The organism is Pseudoalteromonas sp. DL2-H2.2 (assembly GCF_021532535.1).
GTDB lineage: Bacteria > Pseudomonadota > Gammaproteobacteria > Enterobacterales > Alteromonadaceae > Pseudoalteromonas > Pseudoalteromonas rubra_A.
Window position 1 is genome coordinate 60,454 of the sequence record NZ_JAKGBD010000019.1, and the last position, 22,274, is coordinate 82,727.

Below are 22,274 nucleotides of genomic sequence, written 5' to 3' on the forward strand. Positions count from 1 at the left end.
ACTAACCCCCAAAATAATAAAATCAATTTATCTGAATAACTACCCACGAAAAACCCCCAAGAGAAAAGAAAAACAAGGCAAGCAATTGTAAATTAACACACAAATTAGAGTATCATCATTCACAAAAGTGAATAAACAACCATTTAAGAGACTATAAAAAGCATCTAACGCGCAATTTTTAATTAGTTTTTCTAATCTCTCACCGGTAATTTTTATCGTTTTATTTTTGGCCACAATGCACGCAAAATAACCATGTCGATACAGACCGCATTTACTAACGATTTTGAGGAGTCAGACATGCTTAATTCAGCTGCAGCGTGCAGCAACACGCAAACCACCCTAAACCCAGTCGAAGCGCCAGTGATTAAACGCCGCTTTAACCTGACAGCCTGGTTGAACAAGCTGGGTAAACAACTGATGTTAAGTCAGGTGGTTATGTATAAGTAAGTCTGCTTCGGGCATGATCTTCCCAACCGATCATGCCCAGTTTCTGCCATCTCCCACTTATCTCAATATCATAAAACACACCTATTCGCCTATAAATCGGCCAAAATCGTAAAAAACTGACGTCATTAGCACAAAATTTAAGCAAACAATTCAAAAACTATTTACAGCGCCAAATTCGCTAAGTATTATCTTTGCCCATGGAGAGATGGCTGAGTGGTTGAAAGCACCGGTCTTGAAAACCGGCATACGTTAATAGCGTATCTAGGGTTCAAATCCCTATCTCTCCGCCATTTTTAAGTTTTTGCGCCGGAGAGGTGGCCGAGTGGCTGAAGGCGCTCCCCTGCTAAGGGAGTATAGGGTTTGTAGCCCTATCGAGGGTTCGAATCCCTCCTTCTCCGCCATTACTTTAAAAAAACCGCCTATACGGCGGTTTTTTTATGCCCGAATTTTACCTCTTCACGAATGAGAAGGCGGGTGAGAACCCTCGACCAGGGTTCGACAATTTTGTCTGGAACAAAATTGAACGCACTTCAGTGCGGCCCGCAGGGCAAAATACAGGACGTATTTTGTCATCCCTCCTTCTCCGCCATTACTTTAAAAAAACCGCCTATACGGCGGTTTTTTTATGCCCGAATTTTACCTCTTCACGAATGAGAAGGCGGGTGAGAACCCTCGACCAAGGTTCGACAATTTTGTCTGGAACAAAATTGAACGCACTTCAGTGCGGCCCGCAGGGCAAAATACAGGACGTATTTTGTCATCCCTCCTTCTTTGCCATTACTTTAAGAGAACCGCCTCAATGTGGACGGTTTTTTTATGCCCGAAAGCGAATCCCTCACTCTTGTGCACACACCATTACTTTTAAGAGAACCACCTATACGGCGGTTTTTTATGCCCAAAAGCGGATCCTTCACTCTTGTACTCACGCAATTACGACTAGAAAAACCATTTCTTACCCGGACATCCACCACAAATAGTATGCGCCCGGCTCCTACTCAAACTCGTCACACAGACACTCCACTGATCAGACTTATTTGAGCACCTATTACCCACTCCACACTCGTTGCACATTTCAGTGCTGGAATATCTGTATTCGAAAAAGGGGGATTCGGATCGCGTCTCTTTTCCTGTGTTACTGGTCAGTCGCTTTTACCTGTACCAAAAAACACGAGCAGAGCGGGCTACCCGGACACCTTGAGGACAGACATTGAGTAACAGCATGACGACACCCACAACACAGTCGGTTTACCCTTTAGGCCAGCATATTATTGTCGACCTGTTTGATGCTTCTAACCTGATAGGTGAGGCGCACATAGAAAAGATGATGATTGAATGTGCCAACGCCGCAAACGCTACCATCTTGAAAACCCATTTACACCCATTTGAAACCAATGGCGGGGTGTCGGGCATGATCATTCTGGCCGAAAGCCATATTTCTATTCACACCTGGCCGGAGTACAACTTTGCTGCCATGGACATTTTTATGTGCGGCGACGCGCAGCCTGAACTGTGCCTGCCGGTGATAGAAGCGTGTTTTCAGCCCGGCCGAATGGTCATTAATACCCTCACCCGGGGTGGCTCTGTGAGTCGCACCGGAGCATTTCAGCCCCTGTTAGATAATCAGTTACACGCACCCCTTAAAACCGCACAACAACGGAGTATTCACGCACATGACTAAGATTAATTGGCATTACGAGCAAATGACAAGTGGCGTTCACATTGCACTTCGTTCAGAAAAAGATTTAGTCGACGTAGAAACCGAGTTCCAGGATGTCAGCATCTTCGAAACCCGTCACCTGGGCAAAGTAATGCGCATAGACGATGGTATTCAGGTCACCACCAAGGGTGAGCACATTTATCATGAAATGATGGCGCATGTCCCAATCCTGTTTCACGGCAAAATTAAAAACGTGCTGATTGTGGGTGGCGGAGACGGCGGCAGTGCCCGCGAAGTCTTAAAGCATAAAAGCGTCGAAAACGTCGTGATGGTGGATATTGATGAGCAAATCATTCAGTTAAGCCGCAAGTTTTTACCCGAAATCAATAACGGCGCATTTGATGACCCCAGGTTTGTCTTGCGCATAGGAGATGGCGCGGAAATCATCTCTCAGTACAGTGATTGCTTTGATCTTATCATCCTGGATGCGGCAGATCCGGATGGCGGCGCATCAGAAACCCTGTTTACCCAATCTTTCTTTGGCAATTGCTTAACCGCACTGAAGACAAACGGGATTTTGGTCGCACAAGGTGGCACACCGTACTTTGAACCCTACATGATGCAGTCTATGGTGTCGCGTTTGACTCAGGCGTTTAACAACCCTGCGGGCATTTATATGGGCGGCTGTTACGACTACTTTGGCGGCTCTCATGCGTTTATCTGGGCAACACGCAGTGGCACCATAGACACGCTATCGCTTGATGAGCTGGAATCACGCTTTACCCAGGCCGACATTCACACCAAATACTACTCACCTGAGGCCCACTTTGGTGCCTTCTTCTTGTCAAAAGACATGCGGGATTATGTCAATCAGGCTGTGAAGTGTGAAAACGTGGATGAGCTGTCGATGCCAGAAGCCGGTGACTGGGATGACTACACCCCGGCCACCTCCAATCAGAGTGATGATGACGAATAAGCCTTTCTCCTGCATGACATAAAGGTAAATTACCATGACACTCAGAGCCACTGTCACGACACTCTGTCATCGTGCCAGTGGCTTATTTGGTCCAGGTTCCGGCAACACAGCCGGAGCAAAACCCGATCCGCCCAGGTGCCATACAACACAATGAAATCATTATTTAAGCTATTTGAGAAATTAGGCCACAAAGACACCTTTGACAGCCAGTTAACACCAGCAGAGCATAACCTGCCGTTTATTCGCCAGTGCGCCAAAGAGTTCTCTGGCTGGATAGTCATCGCCTTTGTCATTTCTTTGCTGGGTGGTCTGTTACAGATAGTGACGTTCGACTTTTTAGGCGACTTAGTCGACTGGCTGGATAGTGCAAGCGGCAGCGTAGAGCTCAATGACAAAGGCCACACGCTGGCCCTCGTTGCAGTTGCCATCGCCGTGGTGATCCCCACCATCACCCTGATTAAAAACCTGGTGTTTCATCAGTTGCTCGGACCAAACCTGCAAAAAAATACCATTATAAAATTATATCGAACCCTAATTGCCTCTCCTGCCAGTTACCACGAAGAAGATGATCCTGGCTCAACCGCCATTGTCATTGTGGATACCTCCGAAGCTATCATCGATGTGGTATTACAGTTTTGTGGCTTTGCCGGGTTTTTGCTCGCGTTTCTGGGCGCTCTGCTGTTTTACGTGGGCAACATTGACGGCTGGCTGGCACTGCCTTTCCTTATCTGGACCGGCCTGTTTTTGGCTATGTTGCTGGGGCAATGGATCCCCAAAGCCAAAACCACCAACCGACTCGAAGCAGAGAGTTGCGCGCAGATCACCGGAAAATTCACCGAGCGCTTTGCGCGGATCCGCACCGTAAAAATGCTCTCCAACACCGACTATGAACAACGATTTGCCGAGAAATGGGCCACCCGACACCGCAGAGTAGTGGCGAAGGAATTCCGCGTATTCTCAAACTTTGCCTCTATGGTTGGCCTGCTCAATGGTCTGTTAGTGGTCGGTACGGGCGCATTGTGTTTGCAGCTGTGGATGCAAGGCAGTATCTCCATTGGTGAGTTTTCCATGGTGCTTGCCCTGGTGTACCGGGTGATCTCGCTGTCACAGTGGTGCCAGGACGAATTTGACGCCTTCTTTGTCTCCTGGGGCCAGGTTACCGTGGGCAGAGAGGTGGTCAACGAGTTTCTGGAAGATGTAGAACCCATAGAAGACGAAGGCAACTTTAATGTCGCGAACGGCAAAATCACCTTTAAACAGGTTGAATTTGGCTATGAGAACAAAGCGCCACTGTTCACCGATCTGTCTTTAAAAATCAAAGCCGGTGAAAAAGTCGGGATCATCGGCCCTTCCGGTGCGGGTAAGTCCTCGATGCTGAATATGCTTGCCGGCATTGACGAAATTGAAGCGGGCGCGATTTATATTGATGGTAAAAACATCGAAGACTACTCAACAGACAAAGTATGCGGTGAGATTAGCTTTTTGAACCAGGATATCGGCCTGTTTAATCAAAGCATTTATGAGAATGTGGCGTTTGGTTTGAATAACATCAGCCGGGAGGCTGTGAAACAAGCCCTGGTACAGGCCAATGCCCTGACGTTTGTTGAAAACTACAGTGATGCCCGGGGTCGCACTGGCTTATCGGCCTTTATTGGTGAAAATGGCGGACAACTGTCGGGTGGCCAGCGACAGCGCCTGGCACTGGCCAGAGCGCTCCTCAGAGATAAAAAAATCCTCTTACTAGACGAAGCAACCAGCGCCCTGGACCCGGTGCTTAAGGCTGAGTTTATCGCGTCTCTCAAAACACTGATGAAGGGCAAAACCGTGATTTCGGTTGCGCACTCTTATGACGTGCTCGCCATGATGGACCGCATTATTGAAATTAAAGACGGTAAAATCGTGCGCGAAGGGAAACCTGAAGACATAATTGCACCTGTGCCTTCGTAAGATTAACAAAGTACCGCCAAAGCCAGATGCAGAGCATGAGGCTTTGGCACAGGCGCACAGATAAAAGCCGCCGGCCAATTTTCTATTCCCTTATCTGCCCTTCTCAAAGTTAAAAACTTGTGAAATTTATGTTTATATTGCTATGATGGCATTGTGGCTAACGGCTGCAATTAAGCCTGCAAATCACAAGCTGTAAGGCGACTGTCCTGGGCTACTGGGCTTGCCTGAATTCAGACACTGTATTGTGGTTGGCAAATTAACAACCAACGTGCCATGCGATCGCTCGTAATCAGGCAAGTTTAACGTGAACACCGGGCAGGTGAGCTAAACGCGAGTCAGTATTCAATGTGTCATGCCCAGTGCCAAATCGGATTTTTACGCTTACTGCTTTACGTAAGTAATATAAGGAGGATGTATGACTAACAAATCGTCTCGCAGAGACTTTATGAAAAAAATAGGCATAGGTAGCCTGATTGTTGGATTTAACCTGCAAAGCCAAAGCTGGGCAACCGAAGCTGATTTACTCAATGCGCCTCCTGAGGTGTTTGCCGATAACTTTCCGGTGTTTGAAGGCGAGCTGATCACCGATGAAACCAGCCTGAGCGAAGCCGCCGATGATTTTGGCCATATTCATCGCTATGTGTCCCGGGCAATCTTAAAGCCTGCTGTTTATCAAGACATTATCAAAATGGTGAAGTTTGCGAATCAGCATAACTTAACCATTGCGGTCAAAGGACAAGGCTATTCAACCAATGGGGAAACGCAAACCCAGGGTGGCGTGGTCATTGATATGGTGTCATTAGCGGATATCTCTGAGGTGAATGATCAGCAAGTAGTCGCCCAGGCTGGCGCACGCTGGATTGATTTGCTGACCAAAACGGTGCCGCACAATTTGGGTTTGCCAATCGTGACTGACTTTATCGACTTAAGCGTCGGCGGCACCCTGGCCGTTGGCGGCCTCGGCGCGCAATCATACAAACATGGCTGCATGGCCGACAATATCTGCCACCTCAAAGTCATTACTGGTGACGGGCGTTTACTCACCTGTTCGCCATACCAAAACAGCATGCTATTCCATTCCATGAAAGGCGGATTAGGCCAGCTGGGTATTATTGTAGAGGCAGGCTTTGAACTGGAGCCAACCCCCAGCCAGGTCAGAGCCTATCAGCTGGTTTATGATGACTTAACACACTACTTAAATGACAATCAGCGCCTGCTGGACGAAGGTATTTTTGATGGCGTACAGGGTGGCGCAGAGCCCGATCCCGCCGGTGGCTGGCGCTACGTTATGCAACTGGCGAAGTACTTTGAACCTGATACTCCTCCTGTGGATGCCGAGCTACTCGATGGCCTGAACTTTGTGTATGGAGAGGAGGTGATCCAGGACCTCCCTTACTTTACATTCCTGAACCGTTTAGCACCTGTGGTTGAGCAATTAAAAGCAGCCGGACTTTGGACATTGCCTCATCCTTGGTGCCCGTTGCTGATCCCCGCATCAAAAGCCCAGGCATTTATCGAGGATACCCTGGCAAACACGCCACCCAATGATGTCGCGGGCCCGGTATTAATGTCGATGCAACAAAGAGAAGCATTTGGCAGTCTGTTTTTCAGCGTACCGGAAGAAGATAAGTTCGTGTATTTCTCATTGATGCGCACCGCCATTCCACCCACACCGGAACGAGTTGAGCAGCTCACCCAAGCCAACAGAAGTATTTATGAAGCGGCGCGTGCGCTGGGCGGTTGCCAATACCCGGTGGGCGCCATCCCCATGAGTACAAGAGACTGGAAGAAGCACTACCACAGGAAATGGTTTTTACTGAAGTTACTGAAAAACTGGTTCGATCCGAATAACCTGTTAGGCCCGATGAGAGGGATTTTTAAGCGATAGCTAACGCCCTCATCCTCGTGTCAGCGACAGGTTCACATTGAACCTGTCGCAACACCTGTCCACCAGCCAGGCGTGGATGTCCTTGCTCAATCTCGTCGCGCATTTAAACTTTTACTGTCAATCTGATAAATGCAAAATCTGCTCTGTAAAGGGATGTTGCTCCGATTCACTATCCCAGGTCACCGATAACACACACCAACGCCGGCCATCATTCAGCAGCTGAAAAGAGTTCACCCCTCTTGCATAAGGCGCTAACTCTGGAGAACGTCTGGATTCATAAACACTCAATACATTGGCCATATGACCAAATGTGAATACTTTCTGAGAGACCTCACGCTCAAAAAAGCCTTTATCTTTGAACAGGCGCTTATTTAAAGCGATAAACTGCTCAACACTGCCTGGTTGGGCAATCACGTCTTTCCCGTTATGAAAAACCGGTGTGATCATCGCCTTTGGAGAAAAAAGCTGCTTGAGAAGGCGCCAGTCCTTAGCTTCTCCCGGACGTCCTGAAACTATGTCATATAAAGTGGGTATCAGTGTTTCAATTTGTGCTGCCTGTTTCGGGTTATCGGCACCACAAAAATAGCTTGTTTCTGCATAAGTACTTGTCGCAAAAGCACATACCAGCGCTGCAATGAATTTATATTTCAATGTCCTTTTAGCCACGCTCTTCATTTGCTTCTCCTCTGTATCATTGCGCCTCTTAGCGCGTTACTAAAAACAGAGGTCAAACTAGCAATTACATTCTAACCACACAATTGATATTCTTTACCCACCTATGAATAAAACTCACAGTTAACTATGGCCACACCTGTAATGCCTCCGCTCAAATCACTTTATATTTTTTCTGTTGCAGCCAGGCATTTGAATTTTTCCAGGGCGGCTGAAGAACTATGCATTACACCAAGCGCGGTAAGCCACCAGATAAAAAGGCTGGAAGACTGGCTTGGCTGTAAGCTTTTTGAAAAGAGCGGAAAGCAACTGGTCATGACTCAAAAAGCGCAAAATTATGCACTGCAAATTCGTCAGTCTTTTGAGCATATTCATAACGCCACCTGTGAAATTACGTCATATCAATCCGGACCTATTCAACTAGGAATAAGCAGCGCATTTGCCATGAAACGACTGATGCCAGCTCTGGAAAAATGGCAGCTGGCCAACCCTGAGATAGACCTCAGAGTTCGTATGCTTAACTGCGAAGATAAACCCGAAGCGCTCGAACTTGACGCTGTCGTTGCTAATCAAATTCATCACGTTTCTTACCAAAGCAAGTTTATCTGTCATGAAAGTTACCACCCTATGTGCAGCCCCTCTCTTGCCGAGCAAATTCCCGGCTTTCCTAACTTGGATGCTGCCAGCGATATTCCGCTTATTGATATTGAGGGCGTTAATATCTGGTCATTATGGCAACAAGACAAAAATATCTCTTTCCCTGAGGGCCAAGCACATATTCTGTTCGGCCACACGCTGCTGCTGGTACAGGCTGCCCTCTATGGCCAGGGTATTGCCATGTTAGAAAAGACCTTAGTTAAAAACGAACTTGAGACTGGGGCACTCATATGCCTGGACGATGATGGCTTTATTCCACCACAAACAGCCTACTATTTTTCATGGCGTAAGAGTCGTCGAAACGACCCAGCACTCAAGAAACTTCAGTCATGGCTGGAGGAGTTGTTATTCGAATAACTGGATTGCCAGTGATGCGCTTCGACTCGCCTCACTGAGCTGTATAACTCACTCCCTGTCCACAAGGTCTGCTGGCCAATTGCTTGCAGGTCAGATTGCAACAGCCACTTTAGCCTTCCCAGCCCAACCATAATTTCACCTTGCCTATCTGGTCAGATGTGTTACCTATATGGAATGAGTGCGTGCGAATACATTACCAACATGAAGATACATACAATCGAAGGCTATATTCAGAATATCTATCTGGTGGAATATCCGGATAAGTTGCTGCTACTGGATGGCTGCAGCCGCGCCGACGTGTCGCTGATCTGCCGTTTTATTAGCGATGAACTATGCCGCCCGGTGCATCAGCTTAAGCTAATTGTGGTCACCCACATGCACCCGGATCATGCCGGGGGTGCCCATCTATTGCGAAAAATAAGCGGAGCACAAATTGCGACGGCCAATTGCCCGGGACAGTGGTACCGCGGCATAGATGGTGTGCTGATGCATTTATCCGACATCGCACTGGCACTTTGGGTAGCGGGGCGTAAACGCAAGGCGCGTAAAAACCTCTGGTATGCGCGCACCTTAAAACCGGATGTTTATTTGCCCGACGGTGCAACCTTACCCGGCTTTGAAGACTGGCAGGCACTGCACACCCCCGGCCACACAGATCGGGATATCAGCCTCTATCATGCCGGGCGCAGCACAGTGTATATCGCCGATGTTATGGTGCAGGTGCACGGTAAGCTCATACCGCCCTATCCGGTGTTTTATCCGCGTCTGTACCGGGCAACCCTGCTTAAGCTTCAGCAACTGGCTCCCGCCTCTGTGATGCTGGCGCACCACAGTGAAATCGCCTTTGCCGATATCGATTTTGAACAGCTGTTACAACTGGCGCCAAAGCAGCCCGTGACGCACTGGCGCTCAGTCAAAACCAAGACGAAAAAGGCACTGGGGCTGAGCCATAGCTCAGGCTAGTAACGCCCTTTTGAATACCCGGATAAAGGCATCAATGTCTGCTGGCGTATTGTAAATATGCGGGGAAACCCGAATACCGAGCTTGCGCGCATCGACCGCAATACCGGCCTCACGTAACGCCGCCAGTACCTTATCCTGCGCATCGCCCGCATTCAGGATGGCCGTCCCCGAGCAGCGCTGTGCCTCGGTTGGCGCTATGTACCAGGGAGCCAGCTCAGTGTGCAAGCGTGCCAGCAGATTCAGGTTATGCGCCCGCACTGTCTCAACACCAATCCGGGCAAAGTACTCGATGCTGTGGGCGGCAAAGATATAAGCAGCCACGGACGGGGTGCCCCCCCAAAACCTCAGCGCGCTGTGGTGTGGGGCAAAGTGGTGAATATCAAACTCCATGGGGTTTTGGTGGGAAAACCAGCCCACATCTTTAGGCTGGCATTGGTCGAGTATGGCCGGATTCACCCAGATAAACCCGGCCCCTGGTCCGCCACATAACCACTTTACGCAGGAACCCAGTACACAATCCGCCGCACTGTCAGACAGGTCGATGGGGATCACGCCTGCGGCCTGAGCAACATCAACAATCACCCGACAGCCCTGGGCTTTTGCCAGCTGCGTAATAGCGTCAACGGGCGCCTGCTGGCCGGTATTTGAATACACCTGACTGACAAACACCCAGTCTATCTCATCACTGAGGTGCTGCTGCCAGACATTCAAGTCTGACATATCCAGGGCCGCAGGGATAAAGCATATCTCCACATCGGGCACCGCTTGTTGCAGTACAAACCCCATGCTGGGGAAGTCGCTTTCACTCATCAGCACCCGCACCGGTTGCTTACCCGTTTCCGGTAGACTCATCACCCACTTAGTCAGGCCGCTGGAGAGGTTGCTTTGCGGACAAAAGTATTCGGCCTGACTGTTGAACAGTTGGGCCAAAGCCGCAGTGAAACGCTGTATACCATCGATCCATTGGTACCAGGGCTCATGATTGTCACCAGCCCAGGGGTGAAAATAGCGCTGCATAAAATCCTGCTCGGCACTGGCCAGTGGCCGCCCTACCGAATGACTGAGTAAGTAGTGGCCCTGAGGCAGCGAAAAGTCGACCTGGTTCATTAGAAGTCCTTAGCAATGCTGCGGCGCAGCGTGTTCAAATCATCAAAACGGGTAAACACATCGTCACGCTTTGCTGCTGCCCGTTTGTCGCGCAACAGGGCCAGCTGATTAAGCAGCACAGGTAAAGGCGGCCCGCTGGCGGTCACTTTATCCAGGTGCGCCGTGTTCATATCACCCGACGGCTTGGCGATGTACTTTTCCACCAGCTGATTATGGTGCTGAATAGCAGTATCGCCGTGCAGCTTACACACCTGCACAAACGCAGTCACCGCTTCCTGGTACCAGCCACTGGCATGATGCTGGGGCGCAGCGGCTAAGAACGCATCCATCAGATTGGGCAGGCGCATGCACTCTCGCAGTGTAGCCTGATCCTCGGGCATCATATACAGGAACTTGTCCACCAGCATCTGAGCGTAGTTCACATCATTGGCCTGACACAAGCCAAGCAGCATATCAATCACGTTGATCCCGGCGAAATCCCCGGCATTAGCGCCCCGATAGACCTCCTTACCAACCCGATAAGGCTTGTAATACGGGCGTACCACGTAAAAGAAGGCGTCGGTATCGAGCTGCTCAAACAAACACTGATTAGAGCGGATCACATCGAGCAATGCTTCTTTGACCTGCATCAGCAGCACCGGGGTCATTGGATGTGAAATACCCAGAGGCTGGATCTTTAATAAACATTCCGCGGCACGTTTATAGGCCAAAATTGCCCGGGTGTTGTAGTCAATAAACAGCTGCTCAGCTGGATGGCTGGTGAAGCGTTTATAGACCCCGTTAATGGCCCGATTGTGAGTCGTCAGGTGTGCGGTGGCAAAGCGCGGTGTAACCCCTATCGAAGCGCCAATATGCATGGCCAGCGCGGAGGCTTCTTTGAGCGGTGAATATTGCTCCCGGCTGGGTTCAGTTAGTTCATGGCGGCGGCACGCTGCCATATACAGACCCACGTTGCCGAGTAAGTCGAAGGCATTGTCAAAGCCTTCATCGGTATTACCCTCTGACAGCAAAGCTTGAATATGCTGCTGCCCTTCGTTGAGTAATTGTTGTTTTATGTCGTCTTCGACACCCTCTACATTGGCCTTATCCTGCTGCTGCCAGTAGGCAGCCTCCAGCTTATCGTTAAGCGTCACAAAGTCACTGCGGATCCAGTGGTCGAATGCCTGTGTCAGCGTGGTCATAGTTACTCTCCAAATTCTAGAGCTTCAGGCTATCAAAACTCGTGCGCTAAAATTTGCTAAAATTCATGTAAACGCTAGACTAGATTAGTAATAATTATAATTAAAAAACCATAAATTAGCAGAAGTCACTACCATGGCACACATTGACAACAAAGATCGCATCCTGCTCAGGGCCTTGCAGCACAATGCCCGACTCAGCAATGCCCAACTGGCTGAACAAGCCAGCTTATCCGATACCCCTTGCCTTAGACGGGTTAAAAAGTTACAACAGGATGGCGTGATTTTAGGTTACCATGCCACGTTGGCACCGCAGTCACTGGGCTATACTGTACTGGTATATGCCTTTATTCGGCTGAGTGAGAACTCTGCGCAGGCAGCCACCCAGTTTGAAGCGGATGTAGAACAACTGCAACAGGTGCTCAGCTGCTCGGTGGTCTCTGGCGCACATGATTACTTACTTGAGATCATTGCCGAAGACTTACCCAGCTACGAGCATTTTGTAAAGCACCGGCTTGGTGCCATCGGCTGTATTGCAGGGATTGAGTCAACCATAGTTTTGAAGCAAACGTTTACCAAACGTCCCCTGCCAGTTTAACACAAAGGACAGGATCGATATGCAGTTCCAATTTCGCACAGTGTACCATCAGTGGACTGCTTACTTGCTCATGGCAGTGAGCTACTTTGCACTGGGAAAACTGCTCACCGCATTTGCCTTTCAGGATCAGGTCTTGCCCATTTGGCTACCGGCCGGCGTAGGCCTGGTAGGCTCTTTAGTGTGGGGCTGGCGTTTTCTGCCCGGCTTATTTATGGCCTCGGCATTATTCAACTGGACCACAGCCCATGGCTATGTGTTTACTGATGCCACCCTGGCGCAGCTGCTGCAGGTGTCGATTATCGCTCTGGGTGCCTGTTTTCAGGGACTGGCCGGAGGCTCTATCCTGCGGCTTTGGCTGGGCGATCCACTACGTATGCGCTCGCGCAAGCATATTGCCTACTATATCTTTTTGGTCGGCATTGCGTGCAATCTGATCTCGGCCAATATCGGTGTCTTCTCACTGAGTTTGTTTAACCCCGACTATCAATTTAGTCATCACTGGCAAAACGTGGTGGCCTGGTGGCTGGGCGACAGTCTGGGCATACTGATCTTTACCCCGTTGCTACTGCTGATGCTCGACGCATGGGCTTTTAAACAACACAGCTATCACCGCGGCCGCAATGTGTTTGCTACCAGCTTTGTGCTGTTTTTATCTGTGGTGCTGACCACTTACTTGTACAATCAGGGCAATGTTCAGGCCGCCAAGCGAGAAGCACAAAGAGAGCTGAGACTGGTAGAAAATTTACTGTTACAGCAGGTCAACCTCAGTATGCTGGCCGTGCAGGGCGTGGCCGCTAAGCTGCAATCTCTGAGCGAGGTCAATGCCGAGGAGTTTCACCAAATTGCCGAACAGCAGCGCGTCCGCTACCCGTTTTTGCGGGCCATTTCCTGGAATGTCAGGGTCGCTCAAACGCAGGGCAACGACCTGCAGGAGAAATTTGATGCACAGTATAATGGCCGGGTTAAGCTCAAAGGGCTGCCCCTGGCACCCGATGATCCTCTGGTGGTCGTGACCTATATTTCGCCACAGGCAGACAACTTCGGCGCACTGGGCTTTAATGTGTATTCACGTGAAAACCGCAAGCAGGCACTGGAAAACCCAGCCATTACGGTGCGGCCACAGGCCACAGACATCATTGAGCTGGTCCAAAGCGATACGCCAGAACCTGCTTATCTGTTGCTTTCTCCGGTCTACCACCGAGGCGCGGCCGACTCTCAGGCGGATATTCTTGGCTATGCCGCAGCGGTGGTGCAAACCGACACCTTACTGGGCTCAGTGCTTAAACGCTCGCAGGCGGGTAGTTACAATATTGCGGTCTATGATGGCAATGCAAACGTACCTTTCTACAGTAACCATCCTATCTCAGCTAATAGTGTACCGGCAGATAACCTGTTTGAGACGCGCATTCAGTTTGGTGGTCAGGTCTGGCGTATCAAGCTGGAGCTCAGAGCCGACTTTGTAGCCAGCCTCAACCACCGCCAGACGGTGTTGCTGCTCCTGCTGCAACTCAGCATTACTGCGCTGATCACCTTTATCGTATTACTTAACAACTATCAGCACTATGAACTCAACCATCTGGTTGAACAGCGCACTCAGTCGCTGCGCCAGGCGGTTGAAGATGCCGAGCGTGCCAACCAGGCTAAAAGCCGCTTTCTGGCTAATATGAGCCATGAGCTTCGTACCCCACTGAATGCCGTGGTGGGGTTTGCCTCTTTGATGAAAACCACAAACTCATTCGAAACGCTCCAGTCTTATGCCAGCCGCATTGATATGGCAGCAAAAACCTTACTGAACCTGGTGAACGATATTCTGGATATTGCCAAAATCGAATCCAATCACCTGGTCATTGAACAGCACGACTTTAACCTGCAACACCTGCTTAGCCGCATAGACAGCCTGTTTGCCACCAGCGCCTCAGACAAAGGGCTACAGTGGCAACTCAATACCAATATCAGCAGCGCCTGCTGGATCAAAGCAGATGAACTGCGGATAGAGCAGATCCTGCTGAACCTGAGCAGCAATGCTGTGAAGTTTACCGACAGTGGTAAGGTTACATTGCACTGTGAAGCTCTGCATGGAGACAGTGACTACCTGCTAACTTTCTCCATTATTGATACCGGCATTGGCATTGATGAACACAAACAGCAGCTCATTTTTGCCCCCTTTACACAGGCTGATGCCTCCACTTCGCGGCGCTTTGGCGGCACCGGCCTGGGCCTGGCTATCAGCAAGGAGCTGGTTGAACTCATGGCAGGCGAGCTGAGTGTGCAAAGCACGCCTGGTCAGGGCAGTACCTTTACCTTTTCGCTGCGTTGCCCTTTTGGCGATGCGCAGCTGGCGCACACGGCAACACCGGACCACACCGTGCTTAAAGGCATGCAGGTACTGGTTGCCGAAGATAACCCGGTCAATCAGCTGGTGATCAAGGCCATGCTTCAGTCCATTGATGTAGAATTTGTGCTGGTCAGTGATGGCCAGCAAGCAGTTGATGCCTGTGAGGAGCAAACCTTTGATCTGATCCTGATGGATTGCCAGATGCCACTGCTTGATGGCTATCAGGCCACCGCACTGCTGCGTAAACGTTTCAACACCCAGCAGCTGCCAATCATCGCCCTGACAGCCGACGTGATGCCCGAAGACAAGGCGTACGCACTGGCAGTCGGGTTCAACAGCCACCTTGCAAAACCACTGGAGCGCGATAAGCTGGTGCAATGCTTAACACAATACCGACCGTCATGATCAAAAAAGGATTATTCTTTTCTATCACGCTCGCGCTGTCACATCTGGCAGCCGCGTCAGTACAAGCACAAACATGCCAAAGCCTGGTGACAGACATTCCACGCTACCAGACCGACGCGCAACAAGGCAGCTATCGCTTCGCCAATGAAGCCGGCCCTGCCGTGCTGGATATTCCCGAGGCGCAATCGTACTCCGCCTATATTCGCGCTACCCGGGAATTGATCTCTGCGCGAAATCCCAAAGCCATGCTCAGCTGCGTGCTGGCAACCCGAGTCTCGTCACTGCTGCCGGGTAAACCTACCCAAGTAGTGGACTATGTTGCCCCGTTTGAGCTAACGCATCCCAATAACCAAAAGGCCGTGTTACTGATCCATGGCCTGACAGATTCGCCATTTACTTTTCATTCTCTGGCGGCCGATCTGCACGCACAGGGCTTTGATGTCAGAGCCATGCTCCTGCCCGGACACGGTACGGCGGCCAGCGACCTCAAAGAGGTGGATTACCGGGACTGGCAGCAACATGTGCGCTATGCCATTTCACGCACAGCAAGCGATTACAGCGAGTTTGCAGTATTGGGCTATTCGACCGGTGCCGCACTGGCAACCTCGGAAATTGCCAAACGCCGGCCAGATAACCTGGCAGCGCTGGTACTGGTCGCGCCTGCAACACAAAGCCACAGCAAGGTGGCCTGGCTGGCCAAATGGCTGGACTGGGTGCCCTGGGTTGACTGGGTAGATAAGGGTGCAGATCTCGACCTGGCCAAGTATGAGTCATTTCCCTTACATGCGGTCACTCTGGTGGAGCAGGCCATGGCCGATATGCGTGCAGCCAGCTTACCGGCATCACTGCCCACAATGGTGGTCGCCAGTGATGTGGATGCCACCATTGATAGTCAGGCCACCTATCAGCTGCTGTTGCGCTGGGCACAGGCACGTACAGCGCCGCTGGCACTGCGAGTTTATGCGCCAACCTCTATTGCCGCGCTTCCGGATTCAGTCAATGTCACTGAAGTCACCACGCTTGATGGCGTGATTGATATGTCTCATATTGGCTTTTTGAATCCCCCCGCGCACCCTTACTATGGTGCAATGGGGATATTTCGTAACTGTGATGCCTATCTGGATGACACTGCAGCATTTACTGACTGCAAAACCACGGATAAACCCTATTTTGGCGAGCGCAGTGAGACAAACCTGGCGCAGTATCGTCCTCTGGTTCGGGTGTCCTACAACCCGGATTATAGTCCTATGCTCTCTCAGCTGGTTACGTTTTTACACAAGGCAATGCAATAACCTATGTATCAACATCGCTTTATTACCAGTCTTGCTGCGCTCACCGACAGCGAGCGCGCTAGTTTGTCGGGCGAGTCCCCATTTAGCAGCCTTGAGTGGCTTGAAGCGCTGGAGCTCAGTGGCTGTGTTGGCGAGGAAACCGGCTGGCTACCGTATCACCTGAGCGTGTATGACAACGAGGTGTTGGTCGCGTTGCTGCCAGGTTATATCAAGCTTCATTCCTATGGTGAGTATGTGTTTGACTGGGCCTGGGCAGAAGCGTATGAGCGTCATCAGCTGGCCTACTACCCTAAGTGGATCTGCGCTATTCCGTTTACGCCCGTGGTCGGCAGCCGTATTTTATCCAGCCAACCCGTGTCAGATCCCCTGTATGATTATGTCACCGCTGCGCTGCATCAGGCGGCCGGACAACAGCGCTGGTCGGGGTGGCATATCAACTTCCCCGCGCACCGTGCAGGCTGGCAAGGCCAGTCGCTGATGGAGCGCCATGGTGTTCAGTTTCACTGGAAAAATCATGGCTACAGGCAGTTTGAAGACTTTTTAAATGCGATGACATCGCGCAAGCGCAAAGCCATTAAAAAAGAGCGAAAAGCGGTCGCCAGCCAGGCATTAACCATACGCTGGTATCAGGGCGCTGAGGTAGGTGATGACATACGCCAGGCATTTTATCAGTGCTATGCCATCACCTACCTGAAACGCTCTGGGCATCAGGGTTATCTGAATGAAGCGTTCTTCCAGCGTATCTTTGACACAATGGCCAGCCAGGTTGCCATTGTGTGTGCGATGGAGCACGACAAGATAGTCGCAGCCAGTCTATATTTGCACGATCAGGATACGCTGTACGGACGCTACTGGGGCGCCTTGCAAAGTCATGCCCATTTGCACTTTGAGTTGTGCTACTACCAGGGCATAGAGTATGCCATCCGCCATGGATTAGCCCGCTTTGATGCCGGCGCACAGGGAGAGCACAAGCTGGCGCGTGGTTTTGAGCCGGTCACTACCTACTCCTACCACCACATCAGCCACCCTGACTTTGCCTTAGCAATCAAAGACTATCTGGCTCGAGAGCAAGCCCATATGGCTGTTTATCGCAGCCAGTGTGAAGCTTCACTACCGTTTAAAGATCAGTAACCGATTGTTCGCTGGCATCGTGTTGTCTGCGTGTAACGTCAGCCCGGCGCTTTTTGCCAACGCGCAGATCCATTCTATATCGCGGATCCCACTGTCGGGATCGCGACTGCGTAGAAACGCATCGAATTCCTGATTGCTGGCAGAGGTAAACTGACCATGGTAATTAAATGGGCCGTATATCATCAGGACTCCCCCGCTTGCCAGATGCTGCTTGACCCCGGCAAAGAAAGCCTCAACTAATGCTTCAGACACTATGTGCAAGGTGTTCGCCGTGTAGATAGCCGGGACCGCGTTTACCGGCCAGGGCGTTGACGATAAGTCGAGCGTGAGTGGTGCTGGCAAATTAGTGGCCCCACTGTCTTCACACCACATTTGGATCCCGGCATGGTTAATCGCCAGATCGCTGCACTGCCATTCTAAATGGGGCAATGCCCTGGCAAAAAATGCGGCATGCTGTCCGGTGCCTGAGCCGACTTCAAGTACCGACACCACTTCGCTGACATAGGGCCGTATTTTCTCCAGTATGGGGTGTTTATTGTTTTCACACGCTTGTGAGAAAGGTTTATCCATAGCTAATGCACCTCGATGATCCAAGTTTGCGCCCTATTGAGGCAACCTTACCACCAAAAAGCAAGTCATTTGAGATTGCATATGGTTAAACACATAAAAAATATACGCTTTTATCCTTGGTATAAAGCATGCATTGTCTATACTGAAATTTAGACACAACGCTTGGAGCACATTATGACAACTTCAGATCTTTCTCAAACCCCACTACAAAGCCGTGGTCTGATAGACACGGAAGCAGAACCAAATTTACTGGAAAGCGAGGACTACTGCCAGGAGGTCGCGAACATCCTGACCAGCCCAGAGCAAGAACGCGAAAAAACAGCCCAGCAATTTTTGCTCGGTTATAACTAATTCACCACAGTGAAACCAATTCAGACTTGCTAACCTCGCCCTTTGGTGTAATGATAATTATTATCGTTACACCAAAGGATACTTCACTATGCTAATACCACTTGCGCTTATCAATTTTAAGCCGCACCTCAATGCACACTGCACACGCCCACATCTGGATGCGCCACAGCAGGTTGCTGAGTTCATACGGACTGGCTGCGAGCTGGCAAAGTGGTACGAGCGACAATCCTGCACCTTGTTGCAAGAATTGTATCTCAGGCGGGTATTCTTTGAGTTACTTAATCACATTGCTGATCCCCTGGTTCATACCTGCATCAGACAACAATGCCTGGAGCAAATTTATAAACCACTGCTGGCCCTGAAACGCTATTACAAAGCCAGGCGTAAAGGGCTAAACAAATTCTACCTGCTTGAGCGGGAAGCCAGGATCATCAGCCATGAATTTAATCCGTACAGCTAGGAGTTGTTATGAGCGAATTTCGTCAAGTTTCAGATAGCATGGGCGTGTTAGACGTACCAAAAGAGGCGCTGTACCAGGCGCAAACACAACGGGCGATTAATAATTTCCCCGTCAGTGGGCTGACATTACCAGGCAGCTTTATCCGTGCTCTGGCATATATCAAACAAGCGGCTGCGGAATCAAACCAAGAGCTGGGCCATTTACCACCGCACCAAGCTCAGGCAATTGTTAGCGCCTGTCAGCAGATCATTGATGGTAAGCACCAGGAGCAGTTTCCGGTCGACGTCTTCCAGACCGGCTCCGGCACCAGCTCGAACATGAACGCCAATGAGGTCATTGCTTCTTTGGCCAGCCAGCACAGTGGTGAAACAATTCACCCCAATGACCATGTAAATATGGGGCAAAGCTCCAATGATGTGATCCCCACCGCCATTCATGTAAGCAGCGCCATACTTGCCGTGTACGAGTTACTACCGGCACTGAAGCACTTGTCTCAGACAATAGAGCATAAAAGCAAAGAAGTGGGCCATCTGGTCAAAACCGGCCGCACGCATTTAATGGATGCCATGCCAGTGACCTTTGCACAGACGCTCAGTGGCTGGCAACATCAGGTCGATTCTGCCTGTGAGGGCATAGTTCAGGCACTGGACAAGATCTATGAGCTGGGCCAGGGCGGGACGGCTGTAGGAACCGGTGTGAACGCCGATGAGCGCTTTGCCGCCACGTTTAATAGCTACCTGAGCAGCAATGTTGGGATCCGCTTTACGCCCAGTAAAAACTTCTTTTATAACATAGGATCGCAAGACGCCATTGTGGCGCTGTCGGGCCAGCTGAAGACACTCGCCGTGGCTAATATGAAAATAGCCAATGACTTACGCTGGATGAATTCAGGCCCACTGGCCGGATTGAGCGAAATAGAGCTACAAGCACTCCAACCCGGCTCGTCCATTATGCCTGGCAAGGTAAATCCGGTGATCCCGGAGGCAGCAGCTATGGTCAGCGCTCAGGTCATTGGTAATGATGCGACCATCACAGTGGCAGGCCAGTCGGGTAATTTTGAGCTCAATGTGATGTTACCTGTCATCGCTTACAATATCCTGCAAAGCATCGAGTTACTGGCCAATATGTCTCGTTTGCTGGCAGACAAAGCCATTGCGACCTTCAAGGTCAACGAAGCCAGCATTCAACAGGCGCTAAAGCGAAACCCCATACTGGTAACCGCGCTGAATCCGGTGATCGGGTATGAGAAGGCTGCCTATATTGCCAAGCAAGCTTATCAGCAGGGCCGCCCCATTATTGAAGTTGCGGCAGAGCATACAGACCTCAGTGAAGCTCAGTTACGCGAATTACTAGACCCGCAAAAACTCACGCTCGGCGGGCTGTAACCGAATCACGCGCCTGTTATTATGGCGCGTGACCTCTTGTATCTGAAGAAAAAGCGCGGCACACTGGATAAAAAATTAACAGGATCAGATATGAACGCGTTTAAACTCTCTCTTTGTAGTTTGTTATTCGTCGCAGGCTGTAGCGCCTCGCCCAATGACCCCAAAAATAACGAGGAAACCGCAAGCTCGCAGCAAAGTAGCACAGAAAGTCGTACTGTCGCGCCCGCCAAATTACAAACAAAAGCAGCAGTACGCCACGATGTTGGACATAGCAAACCTTCACCTGCAGACAAAGTCCATAAAGCAGAGCCTGCTGCTCATCTGGACAAAGACGCCGTTACAGAAGCGGGTCTGAAAAACCAACGCGCCTATTTGAAGTTTATAACCAAAGACAAAGAGTGTGACACTACCACCCAGTGCCAGGTACTTCCCGTGGGTAGCCGTGCCTGTGGTGGCCCTTCAGACTATGTCATTTTCTCAACAAAAACAGCCGACCCCAACAAGGTCAAAGAACTGGCTGACCAGCTTACTCACGCTGAAGCGACCTATAATGCCAAGAATAAAATGATCAGCATCTGTCAGCACCTGGCCGTACCTGCAACTCAGTGCGTAAACAATAAATGTGTTAAACTCGAGCATTCAAACCAGGCAACCTACTAGGGATTTTCGATGAAGTATCAGTGTTTGGCGCTTTTTTTACTGACAGGCTTACTGAGTGCTTGTAGTAGCACTCAGACTACACCACACAACCATGATGATGATAATCAGGCATTGTCGGAGTTAGTTGCAGATAAAGGGTGTGATGCGAGCTTTCAATGTAAAGTGATCGGTGTCGGTGAACGGCAAACCTGCGGCGGACCGAGTCAGTATGTTGTGTATTCGGTGCGCAATGTCGATGAAACTCAGGTCGAGCAAATGGCGACAGCCATTACGCAAAAAGAGCAAGCTATTAACCAGCAAACTCCCCCCAGTGAAGTTTGCAAACAAGTGCTGCCCATACAGGCTCTATGTATCAATCGTGAATGCCAGGCAATTACACTGAAGTAACCACTAGAACAACGCCTCTGTTTAGCTGCCAGCAAGCCTGGTAGCCTGCCCTCTAAACTAGCCACTGACTGAGCAACGAAATGGGTATAATGAGCAAAGCACACAGACATGCCCGCCATACATACCTAATTTCAATCTGCTTCTTTACCCAATAACAATAGATAAACTTCACCAGATAGGTGGAAGCACAGCCAAACAAGGCAAAAATAATAAAGAGAACAATTAAATATAGAGACACAATCAGCTCAGAACAACGGCAACTAACGCTCATCATAACGGGTCATTGCGTACAGAGCAATGTAAGCGCTTCAGTGAAGCTCTGTCGTGCAAAGTACAATGACAGCGAGCAACGCGAGTACATTTACTTTGCGCAAGGTGAAATGAGCTGGTTTAGCTGTTGCTGAGGGACTTAAACGCAAAAAGCCTAACTCGTTCGATTCGAGCTTTCTCGTTTGGAGCCTGACAATGATTGTCGGATTTCAGTGCAGCTCATGCTCACGGTGTGGCCAGTTAGAAGATCCCGCATCAAGTGCGGGATGACGCTAGTGTGGGCTGTAAGAGTCGAATATAAGCGACTTCTTCAAAAGCACTCGTTCTATAAAGAGTCTGAACAAACGGTACTTTTAACCCATTCCAGCAGCGACTCATACCAATTTGCTTAATTAAGTGTTCTATTTTGAGGCGAGAAAATATCGTCGATAACCAGGCAAAAATTTCGCTATTTATACCAAATTGATTAAATTTATGATCTAATATCAAAATCTAATATCCATCGATGTGATAATGATTTTGCAGCCCTCTGAATTTATTAAGCTCTCCAAACAAACTAAAGATCCAAGAAAGAAAGTGCG

20 protein-coding genes and 2 tRNA genes are annotated in these 22,274 nt (G+C 49.9%); 18 read left to right on the forward strand and 4 right to left on the reverse strand.

Annotated elements, in window-relative coordinates; genetic code table 11:
* The first annotated feature begins 297 nt into the window (after positions 1-297).
* From L1285_RS21635 to L1285_RS21665, 7 genes are all read left to right on the forward strand, one after another.
* Entirely contained in the window at positions 298-447 is a 150-nt protein-coding gene (locus L1285_RS21635; RefSeq protein WP_164488166.1) for a hypothetical protein, read from the forward strand.
* Between the two features lie 199 nt (positions 448-646).
* A tRNA-Ser gene (locus L1285_RS21640) sits at positions 647-737 on the forward strand.
* 18 nt (positions 738-755) lie between these two features.
* Positions 756-848, forward strand: a tRNA-Ser gene (locus L1285_RS21645).
* Positions 849-1,666: 818 nt separating this feature from the next.
* Positions 1,667-2,125, forward strand: coding sequence for an adenosylmethionine decarboxylase (speD, locus tag L1285_RS21650; RefSeq protein WP_235414293.1), 459 nt, complete (start codon positions 1,667-1,669; stop codon positions 2,123-2,125).
* Complete coding sequence (gene speE / locus L1285_RS21655; RefSeq protein ID WP_235414294.1) at positions 2,118-3,080, forward strand: polyamine aminopropyltransferase; 963 nt, start codon at positions 2,118-2,120, stop codon at positions 3,078-3,080. The genes speD and speE overlap by 8 nt, the downstream gene beginning before the upstream one ends.
* A gap of 150 nt (positions 3,081-3,230) precedes the next feature.
* The gene (locus L1285_RS21660) at positions 3,231-5,027 is read left to right on the forward strand and encodes an ABC transporter ATP-binding protein (RefSeq protein ID WP_235414295.1); all 1,797 of its coding nucleotides are present in this window, start codon (positions 3,231-3,233) and stop codon (positions 5,025-5,027) included.
* 415 nt (positions 5,028-5,442) lie between these two features.
* Positions 5,443-6,915, forward strand: coding sequence for an FAD-binding protein (locus L1285_RS21665; protein WP_235414296.1), 1,473 nt, complete (start codon positions 5,443-5,445; stop codon positions 6,913-6,915).
* A gap of 117 nt (positions 6,916-7,032) precedes the next feature.
* Here the strand turns inward: L1285_RS21665 and L1285_RS21670 are convergent, their stop codons facing one another.
* Positions 7,033-7,590 carry a hypothetical protein gene (locus tag L1285_RS21670; RefSeq protein WP_235414297.1) on the reverse strand — a complete coding sequence of 186 codons (558 nt, stop codon included), beginning with the start codon at positions 7,588-7,590 and terminating at the stop codon, positions 7,033-7,035.
* 141 nt (positions 7,591-7,731) lie between these two features.
* Between L1285_RS21670 and L1285_RS21675 the strand changes: the two genes are divergently transcribed.
* Together L1285_RS21675 and L1285_RS21680 are read left to right on the forward strand one after the other, a co-directional pair.
* Complete coding sequence (locus tag L1285_RS21675) at positions 7,732-8,601, forward strand: LysR substrate-binding domain-containing protein (protein ID WP_268836280.1); 870 nt, start codon at positions 7,732-7,734, stop codon at positions 8,599-8,601.
* A gap of 201 nt (positions 8,602-8,802) precedes the next feature.
* Positions 8,803-9,564 carry an MBL fold metallo-hydrolase gene (locus tag L1285_RS21680; protein ID WP_235414299.1) on the forward strand — a complete coding sequence of 254 codons (762 nt, stop codon included), beginning with the start codon at positions 8,803-8,805 and terminating at the stop codon, positions 9,562-9,564.
* Here the strand turns inward: L1285_RS21680 and L1285_RS21685 are convergent.
* Positions 9,556-10,671, reverse strand: a complete 1,116-nt coding sequence (locus L1285_RS21685) for an aminotransferase class V-fold PLP-dependent enzyme (RefSeq protein ID WP_235414300.1) — start codon at positions 10,669-10,671, stop codon at positions 9,556-9,558. The genes L1285_RS21680 and L1285_RS21685 overlap by 9 nt on opposite strands.
* Positions 10,671-11,852 (reverse strand): PrnB family protein, encoded by a 1,182-nt coding sequence (locus tag L1285_RS21690; protein WP_235414301.1) that lies wholly within the window; start codon positions 11,850-11,852, stop codon positions 10,671-10,673. Before L1285_RS21690 ends, L1285_RS21685 begins: the two co-directional genes overlap by 1 nt.
* 133 nt (positions 11,853-11,985) lie before the next feature.
* Here L1285_RS21690 and L1285_RS21695 point away from each other — a divergent pair, with 133 nt between their 5' ends.
* From L1285_RS21695 to L1285_RS21710, 4 genes are read left to right on the forward strand one after another with little or no spacing between them, the layout of a single operon-like run.
* On the forward strand, positions 11,986-12,447 hold the full coding sequence (locus tag L1285_RS21695) for an Lrp/AsnC family transcriptional regulator (RefSeq protein WP_046007245.1): 462 nt from the start codon (positions 11,986-11,988) through the stop codon (positions 12,445-12,447).
* A gap of 19 nt (positions 12,448-12,466) precedes the next feature.
* The gene (locus tag L1285_RS21700; RefSeq protein WP_235414302.1) at positions 12,467-15,187 is read left to right on the forward strand and encodes an ATP-binding protein; all 2,721 of its coding nucleotides are present in this window, start codon (positions 12,467-12,469) and stop codon (positions 15,185-15,187) included.
* Entirely contained in the window at positions 15,160-16,479 is a 1,320-nt protein-coding gene (locus tag L1285_RS21705; protein WP_235414303.1) for an alpha/beta hydrolase, read from the forward strand. The genes L1285_RS21700 and L1285_RS21705 overlap by 28 nt, the downstream gene beginning before the upstream one ends.
* 3 nt (positions 16,480-16,482) lie before the next feature.
* Positions 16,483-17,610 carry a GNAT family N-acetyltransferase gene (locus L1285_RS21710; protein ID WP_235414304.1) on the forward strand — a complete coding sequence of 376 codons (1,128 nt, stop codon included), beginning with the start codon at positions 16,483-16,485 and terminating at the stop codon, positions 17,608-17,610.
* Here the strand turns inward: L1285_RS21710 and L1285_RS21715 are convergent.
* The gene (locus tag L1285_RS21715) at positions 17,590-18,180 is read right to left on the reverse strand and encodes a DUF938 domain-containing protein (RefSeq protein WP_235414305.1); all 591 of its coding nucleotides are present in this window, start codon (positions 18,178-18,180) and stop codon (positions 17,590-17,592) included. The genes L1285_RS21710 and L1285_RS21715 overlap by 21 nt on opposite strands.
* A gap of 174 nt (positions 18,181-18,354) precedes the next feature.
* Here L1285_RS21715 and L1285_RS21720 point away from each other — a divergent pair, with 174 nt between their 5' ends.
* The 5 genes from L1285_RS21720 (at position 18,355) to L1285_RS21740 (ending at position 21,423) form a co-directional block, all read left to right on the forward strand.
* Positions 18,355-18,531 (forward strand): hypothetical protein, encoded by a 177-nt coding sequence (locus L1285_RS21720; protein WP_156158744.1) that lies wholly within the window; start codon positions 18,355-18,357, stop codon positions 18,529-18,531.
* 88 nt (positions 18,532-18,619) lie between these two features.
* Positions 18,620-18,991: a hypothetical protein gene (locus L1285_RS21725; RefSeq protein ID WP_235414306.1), complete on the forward strand. Its 372-nt coding sequence runs from the start codon at positions 18,620-18,622 to the stop codon at positions 18,989-18,991.
* Between the two features lie 8 nt (positions 18,992-18,999).
* The gene (locus L1285_RS21730; RefSeq protein WP_235414307.1) at positions 19,000-20,376 is read left to right on the forward strand and encodes a class II fumarate hydratase; all 1,377 of its coding nucleotides are present in this window, start codon (positions 19,000-19,002) and stop codon (positions 20,374-20,376) included.
* Between the two features lie 90 nt (positions 20,377-20,466).
* On the forward strand, positions 20,467-21,036 hold the full coding sequence (locus L1285_RS21735) for a hypothetical protein (protein WP_235414308.1): 570 nt from the start codon (positions 20,467-20,469) through the stop codon (positions 21,034-21,036).
* A 9-nt stretch (positions 21,037-21,045) separates the two neighbouring features.
* Positions 21,046-21,423 (forward strand): hypothetical protein, encoded by a 378-nt coding sequence (locus L1285_RS21740; RefSeq protein WP_235414309.1) that lies wholly within the window; start codon positions 21,046-21,048, stop codon positions 21,421-21,423.
* Positions 21,424-22,274 lie beyond the last annotated feature (851 nt).